Genomic DNA, 8774 nt, shown 5'->3' with positions numbered 1-8774 from the left:
CTATCTATTTCCCATGCCCGCCGCCCCCGCCCCTGCCGCCTTACCCGACGATGCGGCGCTGACTGCGCTGCGCCGCCGCTTCGGCGCGCATTTCATCGTCATCACCCGCGCCTGGCGGCGCGAGGCCGATCTGCGCCTGGCCCCGCTCGGCCTGTCGCATGCGACCGCCTCGGCCCTGCTGCTGCTGCGCCGGCAGCCGGAAAGCGGCATCCGCCAGGGCGCGCTCGCCGCGGCGCTGAGCATCGAGCAGCCTTCCCTGGTGCCGCTGCTCGACCAGCTCGGCGCCACGGGCCTGGTCGAGCGCCGCCCGGATCCGGCCGACCGCCGCGCCCGCAGCCTGCACCTGACCGAGGCGGGCCTGGCCGCCGCCGCCTCCGCCGATTCGGCGCTGGAGGCGTTGCGGACGGAGGTGCTGCAGGGCTGCGGCGCCGCCCAGCTCGCCACCGCCATGCAGGTGCTGGAGCGTGTTGCGGCCAATCTCGGCCGCGAACCGGGAGACCTGGCCTGATGCTGCGCGCCCCCAGCCTGGAAGACTGGCTCTATTCCGCCCGCAGCTTCGCCGCCGCGGCGCTGGCGCTGTGGATCGCCTTCTCGCTCGACCTGCCGCGGCCCTACTGGGCCATGGGCACCGTCTATATCGTGGCGCAGCCCTTCGCCGGCGCGCTGCGCGCCAAGGCCACCTGGCGCCTGGTCGGCACCCTCTGCGGCGGCTTTTTCTCCATTCTGGTGTTCCCGCAGCTGGTCAACGCGCCGCCCCTGGCCGCGGCCGTGCTCGCCATCTGGATCGGGCTGTGCCTGGCCGCCTCGCTCTACGACCCGACGCCGCGCGGCTATGCCTTCATGCTGTCGGGCTACACCGCGGCGCTGATCTGCTTCCCGATCGTCGACAGCCCGCAGACCGTCTTCGACACCGCCATCTGGCGGATGATCGAGATCGGGCTCGGCATCCTCTGTGCCTGGCTGATGCATGGCGTGCTCTTCCCGCGCCAGGGCGCGCCGCGCGTGCTGGCCGCCAGCCGGGCCTGGCTGGCCGACCTGGCCCGCTTCGGCGCCGACAGCCTCACCCGGCCGCACGACCCCGAGCGCTTCTCCGCCGAGCGGCGCCGCATCGCCCGCGACGGCGCCGCGCTGGCGGCCCTGTTCCACCAGGCCCGCTACGAGGTCGCCGGCCGCCGCGCGCCGCTGCTCTGGGCCGGCCGGCTGCACGAGCATGCGCGGGCGCTGCCCACCCTGCTGACCGCCATCGGCGAGCGCGGCCGGGTTCTTGCCAGCCTCGACCCGGCCGCCGCCAAGGCCCTGGATCCGCTGCGCCAGGACATCGCCGGCTGGCTGTCGGCCAGCCTGGAGCAGGCGCCGGGCGCGAACCGGCTGCTGGGCGCCCAGCGGCTGGAGACCCGGCTGGCCGAGGCCGCCCGCAACCCGCATCCCGCCGCCGACCCCTGGGCGGCGCTGCTGCGCGACGGGCTGGTCGAGCGGCTGCGCGAACTGGTCACCCACTGGCGCGAATGCCTGCTGCTGACCGAGCGGCTGCTGGCCGAGAAGCCGTCGGACGCCGCCCCCGCCGCCGCCGGCCACCTGCCCGGCCATGTCGACCCGCTGCTGGTGGCGCTGTCCGGCCTGGCGGCGGCCGGCGCGGTCGCCATCGGCGCCGCGCTGTGGATCGGCAGCGGCTGGTCGCATGGCGCCAGCATGGCGATGATGGGCGGCGTCGCGCTGTGCATCTTCGGCCAGCTCGACGACCCGGCGCCGGCGCTGCGCCAGTTCCTGATCGGCTCGATCGCCGCGGTGCTGCTGGCCGGGCTGTACCAGTTCGCCATCCTGCCGCAGATCGACGGGCTGCCGCTGCTGCTGCTGGCGCTCGGCCTGCTCTATGTGCCGGTCGGCGCGCTGATGCCGCAGCCGGCGCTGATGGCCCCTGCCCTGGCCGTGGCCGTCACCCTGCCCACCGTGATCAGCCTGCAGGAAAGCTATGTCGCGACCGATTTCGCCGCCTATGCCGATGGCGGGCTGGCGACGGTGGGCGGCCTCGGCCTGGCCCTGCTGCTGGCGCGCCTCGCCCGCTCCTTCGGCGTGGCCTGGCGGGTGAAGCGGCTGGCGGCCGCCGACCGGCTGGACCTGGCGCGGCTGGCCGAGGGCCGGGTGCCGGCCGACCTCCGCCGCATCCTCGGCGTCATGCTGGACCGCTTCGAGGCGCTGGCGGCGCGGCTCGGCGCCGTCGATGCCCGCGCCGTGCCGGTGGCCGAGCTCTCGGACCTGCGCGCCGCGCTGAACATGCTGCGGCTGCGCGAGCAGATGGCGGCGCTGCCGCCCGGGCCGCGCGGCGCGCTCGACGCCCTGCTGCAGGCCGTCGCCGCCGAGGCGCGCGGCCGCCTGCCGCCTGCCGAGCTGCTCGACCAGATGGACCGCACCCTGGCCAGCTGCGCCGCGGCCGCGGCCGGATCGCGCCCCGCCCGCCAGGCGGCGCTGTCGATCAGCGGGCTGCGCCTGGCGCTGTTTCCCGACGCTCCCTCGCCCACCCTCGAAGGCCTGCCGGCATGACCGCGGAACTCGACCTCTACGGCATCTTCCTGCCGGCGCTGCTGGTCTGGGCGGTCGTCGCCCTGCCGCTCGCGGCCCTGGCCCGCCGCCTGCTGCGCGCGGCCGGCGCCTATCGCTGGGTCTGGCACCCCGCCCTCTTCGACTTCGCGCTCTACATCCTGATCCTGGGCGGCACCGCCGCCCTTGCGGAGACCCTGCTGCCATGAAACCGCTTGTCGCCCGGATCGCCCGGATCCTGCTCACCCTGGCCCTGGTGGCGGCGGCCGCCACGGTCGGCTGGCAGCTCTGGCGCTACTACATGGAGGCGCCCTGGACGCGCGACGGGCGGGTGCGCGCCGACATCATCGGCATCGCCCCCGATGTCTCCGGCCTGGTGGCCGAGGTGCTGGTGCAGGACAACGCCGTCGTCACCCGCGGCCAGCCGCTGTTCCGCCTGGACCGCGCCCGCTTCGCCCTGGCCCTGCAGCAGGCCGAGGCGGTGGTCGAGAGCCGCGCCGCCAGCCTCGAGCGCGCCCGCCGCGACGAGCGCCGCTACGACCGGCTGAACGAGGGCATCGTCTCCGCCCAGCGGCAGGAGCAGGCGCATTCCGACGCGGCCACCGCCGAGGCCAGCTGGCACGAGGCCCAGGCCGCCCGCGAGGTGGCCAGGCTCAACCTGGAGCGCACCGAGGTGCTGGCCCCGGCCGATGGCACCATCACCAACCTGACGCTGCGCCCGGGCGCCTATGTCGCCGCCGGCAGCGCCGTGATGGCCCTGGTCGACGCCCGCAGCCTGCATGTCCAGGGCTACTTCGAAGAAACCAAGCTCGCCCGCATCCACCCCGGCGACCCGGTGCGCGTCACCCTGATGGGCGACAGCCGGGTGCTGACCGGCAAGGTGGAGAGCATCGCCGGCGGCATCGCCGACCGCGAGCAGACCACCGGGCTGGTGGCCAACATCACCCCCACCTTCTCCTGGGTCCGCCTGGCCCAGCGCATCCCGGTGCGCGTCGCGCTCGACCCGCTGCCGGAAGGGCTGCGGCTCATTCCGGGGCGTACGGCGACCGTGACCGTGATGCCGGGCGGCGTCGCGCCATCGCTGCTCAGGCCATAAAAAAAGGCCGGAGGAATGAATTCCCCCGGCCCCCCGTCTTCTTTCTGTCGGTTCGGCGAGCCTCAGTTGTTGGTGAAGACCCGGGCCGACAGGGCCGACTGGTAGATCAGCTGCAGGATATCGGCGGTCAGCTGCAGGCCCTTGATCTCCAGGCGCGGCAGCGCGATCAGCTCGTCGCCCGGACGCGGGCCTTCCCGCGGATCCAGGATGATCTGGCCGCTGGCGCGCCGGATCATGATGTCGCTGGAGGTGCCGCGCTGGGTGTAGCCGCCGGCCGAATTGACATAGTCGTCGATCGTCATGTTCGGCCGCCAGACCACCGCCTGCGGCGTGGTCACCTCGCCGCCCACCAGCACCGTCTCGGTCCGCTCGGGGATCACGATGGTGTCGCCATCCTCCAGGCGGATGTTGGTGCAGCGGCCCTGATCATCCGCCACCACCAGCCGGCCCTCCGGCTGGATGCGACGGCCGCGCTGGATGTAGCTGCTGACCAGCTGCGCCTCCGAGGCGCGGATCTGCGACACGCCCGTGGTGCTGGAGGTGGCGGTGAAGAGCTGCCGCTCCAGCCGGTCCAGCGCCTCGTTGATCGAGCGCCGCTGCTGTGCGGCCAGCCGCTGCCGCAGCAGGAAGACCGAGCGCGTGTCGGCCAGGCCCGGATCCACCGCCACATAGTCCAGCAGCTGGCACAGCGTCGTGTCGCGGTCGGCCACCAGCACGGAGGGCCCGAGCCGGCTGCCTTCGACGAAGACCCGGACCGTCGGCGCCGGAGCATCGGTGATGAAGGTGACCACGTCCTGGTCCTGCAGCGCCTGGCGCCGCAGTTCCGTCGTGTTGACATAGCGCGACCAGGGCTGGCCGTTGCGGGTGCCGCGGATCACCGCATTGGTCGCCGCCGGCAGCGGCGCCGAAAGCTCCATCAGCTCCGACCCGGTCATCGTCCGCCCCGCCACCTCGAAGAGGTAGTTGTTGCGGATCGCGCCGTCGGCCGAGACCACCGAGCCCTGCTTGCCGACCACGATGGTGTCGCCATGCTGCAGCGTCAGCGACGGCATGCGGCCCTGCAGCAGGAAGGGATAGAGGTCGAGCCGCTGCACCACCTGGTTGCCGCGCTGGACCACGATGTCGCGGTAGGAGCCGCGCACCGGGTCGACGCCGCCGCCGCGCAGCAGGAAGTCGAGCACCGTGTCCGAGGCCGAGCCCATGTGACGGCCCGGCAGCTTGACGAAGCCGGTGACATAGACGCCGATCTGCGCCGCCGACAGCAGCACGGCATAGACCTGCACCTGCTGGGTGTAGATCCGCCGCAGCTCGCCCTCCACCGTGCGCTGCAGGTCGCCGGCGCGCACCCCGGCCAGCTTCAGCGGCCCGACCGAGGGGAGGAACAGGTTCCCCTCCGGATCGACCTGGCCCATCACCTCGGCCTCGACGCCGCCCCAGACGCGGACGCTGACCCGGTCCCCCGGGCCAAGGCGGTAGCTCGGATTGCTGGTGTCGGAGGCACTCGGCGCATTGCGGGCGAAAAGCGAGGCGCCGAAGACGGCGCGGCTCGGCCCCGGCTGGCGGTGCGGCTCGGTGAGCGGCCCGGCGACGGTCGCCCCGGCCTCGGCCTCGGTCGTGGTGCCGGCGCGGTTGGTCATCTCGCTGCCCGGCAGCAGCTGCGGCAGGCTCATGGCGCCGCCCGTGCCCTGCGACTGCAGCGCCGGCGAAGGGCTGGACAGGGTCGGGCTCTGCGCGAAGGCGACGCCGGTCTGCAGCAGAGCCAGCGCCCCGGCGATCAACGCGCGGCTAGAACGCATGTTCACGGACACCCGTCACCATCATCCACCCGATCCCGTAAAACACTGACAAGATGATAAACATGCTGAGCAGGATGATCCCTGCCCGCGGATACATGGCGAGCTCCGCCATGGTCGGCTGCACGATGCGCGTGACGAAGAGCTGCTGGCGCTGCGCATCCACCCGCGCCGTCTCCAGCGATTCGGTGGCCGAGGCCAGCTGCTTGTCGGCAAATTCCCGCTCCAGCACCAGCCGCTCATAGGCGGCGAGCTGGCCGGGCAGGTTCTCGCCGCCGCGGATCATCCGCTGCCGCTGCTCGTTGATCTGCTGCTGCAGCGAGGCGATGCGGTTGCGCAGCGCCCCGATCATCGGGTTGTCGGCGCGCATATAGGCCTGCTTCTCCTGCAGCTCGGCCCGCGCCCCGGTCAGCAGCCCTTCCAGCGCGCCCAGGCCGTCAAGGCCGATCTGCGCGCTGCGCTGCGGATCGACCGAGCGCTCCTGCAGCCGCCAGGCGGTGACCGCGGCCTGGCTGTCCAGCACCCGCTTCTCGGCCCGGGCGATCTCCTCCCGCGCCAGGGCCAGCGAGGCCTCGCGGGCGCGGGACGACAGCCGGTTCACGAACTCCTCCGACATGCGCAGCTGCTCCTCGACGATGCGCTGGGCGTCGTCGGGGCGGAAGGCGCGCGCCTGCAGCGTGATGATGCCGGAGGTGCTGTCGATGGTGATGGTGTTCATGTGGTTGTGGTACATCTGCAGCAGCTCGGCCGGCGGCTTCTCCGTCCAGAGCCGGGCCAGCAGATCGGCCTCCGGCCGGCGGTAGAGCTCGTTCAGCCCGACCCGCTCCTGCAGCGCGATCAGCGAATCATGCGAGGCGAGGAATTCCTTGACCGCCAGCCCGTCCTGCGAGGTGGCGGCGAAGCCGGCAGCCCCCATCATGCTGGCCAGCGCGCCGCTGCCGCCGGCGCCGCCGCCGGCCGCGCCGCTGCGGCCGCGCACGGTGAACTGCGCCTGCGAGGCGAACTGCCCGGCGGCAAAGCCATAGAGATACAGGCCGGCGAGGACCGTCGGCAGCACCACCAGCAGCAGGTAGAAGCGGCGCTTCCAGAGGAAGCTGCGCTTGGGCTTCAGGCCTGCCCGGGGAAGCGGCGTGGTGACGGGGCGGGTCGCCGCACCGGTCATCCCGGGCTCAGAGGCCCTGGTAGGCGGTGATAGCTTCATCGACGTCCTCGTAAAATTCCAGCATGCCGTTCCGCAGGATTGCGGCCGAGTTGCAGTACTTCTTCACATGCAGCGGGTTGTGCGACACCATCAGGATGCCGGCATTGGCCCGTCGCATGTCGAACACCGCGCGGCACTTGTCCGCGAAGCGCGCATCGCCGGTGGAGAGCGTCTCGTCCACCAGGTAGCAGTCGAAATCCACCGAAAAGGACAGCGCCATCATCAGGCGCGAGGTCATGCCGGAGGAGTAAGTTTTTACCGGCTCGCGAAAATAATGCCCGAGCTCGGAGAAATCCTCCACGAATTCCTCGGTCTCCCGTACCGGCGTGCCATAGACGCGGGCGATGAAGCGGGCATTGGCGGCTCCGGTCAGGCTGGTCTGGATGCCGAAGCTGCCGCCCAGCGGCCAGGACATGCGCATGGTGCAGCGCACTTTGCCCACCGTCGGCCGCTCGACGCCGGCGATGATCTTCAGCAGGGTCGACTTGCCGGCGCCGTTGCGGCCGAGGATGCCGACATGCTCGCCGCGGCGGATGCGCGCATTGGCGCCGCGCAGCACCTGCTTCATGCCCTGCTTGGTCTCGAAGCTCTTCCAGACATTGTCCAGTTCGAGCATCGCGTCACTCCATCATGGTGATGCGGGAGCGGGCGGCGCGCAGCCCGGCCATGCCGAGCAGGTTCAGGCCAAGGATCCAGCACAGCACGTAGGGGATGCTGTAATAGGGTACCACGCGGTCGCCGAACTGCGCCCAGCGGTTCATCTCATGGACATGCACCAGCGGATTGATCAGCAGCAGGTCGCGCGACTCGCTGGGCAGCATGCTCAGCATGTAGAAGGTCGCCGAGATCGGCATCATCAGATAGGTCAGCGGGTGGGTGAAGCGCTCGAGCGGCTCGTAGAAGCAGGTCAGCGCCGCCAGCAGCATCGACAGCCCGTGTGCCAGCAGCGCGCTCATCATCAGCCCGCAGAACAGCAGCGCCGGCTCATGCGGCCATTCGTCGAAGAACACCGCCGCCACCGTGACGAACAGCGTGATGATCATGCTGCAGACCGCCGCCTCCATCAGGTTGCGGGCGATGGCGAGGTCGAGCAGCGTGATGTTGCGGTGGAACAGCAGCGACATGTTCGCGTTGATGACGTTCTGACCGCGGTTGACGATCGAGCGGAACATGACGAAGGGCGTGTAGCCCATGGCATAGAACAGGAAGGTCGGCAGGTTGTTGCCGACGCCATGCCCGCTGGCCCAGTGCATGGTCGAGATCATCAGGGCGAGGAACATCGGCTCGGCCAGCAGCCAGATGAAGCCGACGCGGCTGGTCCCGAACCGCGTCAGCAGCTCGCGCATGAACAGGGCGCCGATGACCCGCAGCTGTGTCGCCACCTGGCTGGAGTCAGCCCGGCGGGGCACATCGCCGATGATCACGGCCGCGCCACCGCCCCGCCGCGCAGCAGCGGCTTCACCGCCGCCCAGGCGCCCGAAGGCTCCTTGCAATAGATCGCCGCCCGCGGCGCCACGCCCTGGCCGACCTGCAGTTCGCGGCATTCCCGGCCTGCGGCCGAGTTGTAGCCCCGCACCACCTGCACCCTGACCGGCGCCTGGCCCTCGGCCGGGGCCACCAGCCCGCCATTGCCCGGCAGCGTCGTCGCCACGAAATTCGCCAGCGGATCGGCCATGCGCGGCGGCGGCATCTCGACGCCCCGCGCCGGCGGCACGGAGCCGCTGCCGCCGCCCAGCCCCATCGAGGACAGGCTGCTGCAGCCCGCCAGGGCCAGCCCGGCCAACCCGAGGGCCGCCGCTCTCATCGCCGGGGCGACCGGTGTCATCGCCGAGGCGATGGGGCGGCCGCGCAGCGTTGCGCGGAAAACCCCATCACTGGACTTCCCGCTCACGCAGGCTTGTATGCGTTCTTGCATGGCTTGAATCTACCGCACTGCATCGCGGCTGGCAAAACCCAGCTGAGCCCCCAGACTCACGCTTTATTGAGGAATTTCTTGGCCAGAATGGAAGACCTGCGTGGGAACGCGGCACCGGTTACCGCCGGCGCCCGCATCGCCTTCCCGGCTGCCCCCGCCGCCGAAGCCACGCACCTGGCCGCTTTCTGGCCGGAATGTCAGCTGGCGACCCTCGCCCAGGCCGATCTGCTGGCC

At 71.5% G+C, this 8774-nt stretch carries 9 protein-coding genes; 4 read left to right on the top strand and 5 right to left on the bottom strand.

All coding sequences use genetic code 11. The features are described 5' to 3' along the window. From BKE38_RS04845 to BKE38_RS04830, 4 genes are all read left to right on the top strand, one after another. A partial coding sequence (locus BKE38_RS04845; RefSeq protein ID WP_207553490.1) for a MarR family winged helix-turn-helix transcriptional regulator occupies positions 1 to 508 on the top strand: 508 nt, incomplete at its 5' end. Beyond that, positions 508 to 2538 (top strand): FUSC family protein, encoded by a 2031-nt coding sequence (locus BKE38_RS04840; protein ID WP_076956237.1) that lies wholly within the window; start codon positions 508 to 510, stop codon positions 2536 to 2538. The genes BKE38_RS04845 and BKE38_RS04840, both read left to right, overlap by 1 nt. Further along, entirely contained in the window at positions 2535 to 2744 is a 210-nt protein-coding gene (locus BKE38_RS04835) for a DUF1656 domain-containing protein (protein WP_076956236.1), read from the top strand. The genes BKE38_RS04840 and BKE38_RS04835 overlap by 4 nt, the downstream gene beginning before the upstream one ends. Beyond that, on the top strand, positions 2741 to 3631 hold the full coding sequence (locus BKE38_RS04830) for an efflux RND transporter periplasmic adaptor subunit (protein ID WP_076956235.1): 891 nt from the start codon (positions 2741 to 2743) through the stop codon (positions 3629 to 3631). Before BKE38_RS04835 ends, BKE38_RS04830 begins: the two co-directional genes overlap by 4 nt. Positions 3632 to 3693: 62 nt before the next feature. On the opposite strand, the gene BKE38_RS04825 is transcribed toward BKE38_RS04830, so the two are convergent. The 5 genes from BKE38_RS04825 to BKE38_RS33115 are packed head-to-tail and all read right to left on the bottom strand — an operon-like array spanning position 3694 to position 8516. Beyond that, a complete protein-coding gene (locus BKE38_RS04825; RefSeq protein WP_076956234.1) occupies positions 3694 to 5427 on the bottom strand; it encodes a polysaccharide biosynthesis/export family protein in 1734 nt (577 codons plus the stop codon). Beyond that, the gene (locus BKE38_RS04820) at positions 5417 to 6586 is read right to left on the bottom strand and encodes a KpsE/RkpR family capsule polysaccharide export protein (RefSeq protein ID WP_076956233.1); all 1170 of its coding nucleotides are present in this window, start codon (positions 6584 to 6586) and stop codon (positions 5417 to 5419) included. Before BKE38_RS04820 ends, BKE38_RS04825 begins: the two co-directional genes overlap by 11 nt. 7 nt (positions 6587 to 6593) lie before the next feature. Continuing rightward, a complete protein-coding gene (locus BKE38_RS04815; RefSeq protein WP_076956232.1) occupies positions 6594 to 7241 on the bottom strand; it encodes an ABC transporter ATP-binding protein in 648 nt (215 codons plus the stop codon). Positions 7242 to 7245: 4 nt separating this feature from the next. Further along, entirely contained in the window at positions 7246 to 8049 is an 804-nt protein-coding gene (locus tag BKE38_RS04810; RefSeq protein WP_242662206.1) for an ABC transporter permease, read from the bottom strand. Then, positions 8046 to 8516 (bottom strand): DVU3141 family protein, encoded by a 471-nt coding sequence (locus BKE38_RS33115; protein ID WP_242662204.1) that lies wholly within the window; start codon positions 8514 to 8516, stop codon positions 8046 to 8048. The genes BKE38_RS04810 and BKE38_RS33115 overlap by 4 nt, the downstream gene beginning before the upstream one ends. Positions 8517 to 8774 lie beyond the last annotated feature (258 nt).

This window comes from Teichococcus deserti (assembly GCF_001982615.1).
Taxonomy (GTDB): Bacteria; Pseudomonadota; Alphaproteobacteria; order Acetobacterales; family Acetobacteraceae; genus Pseudoroseomonas; species Pseudoroseomonas deserti.
The sequence above is the reverse complement of the archived record's forward strand: the minus strand, read 5'-3'. Positions and strand labels throughout refer to the sequence as shown.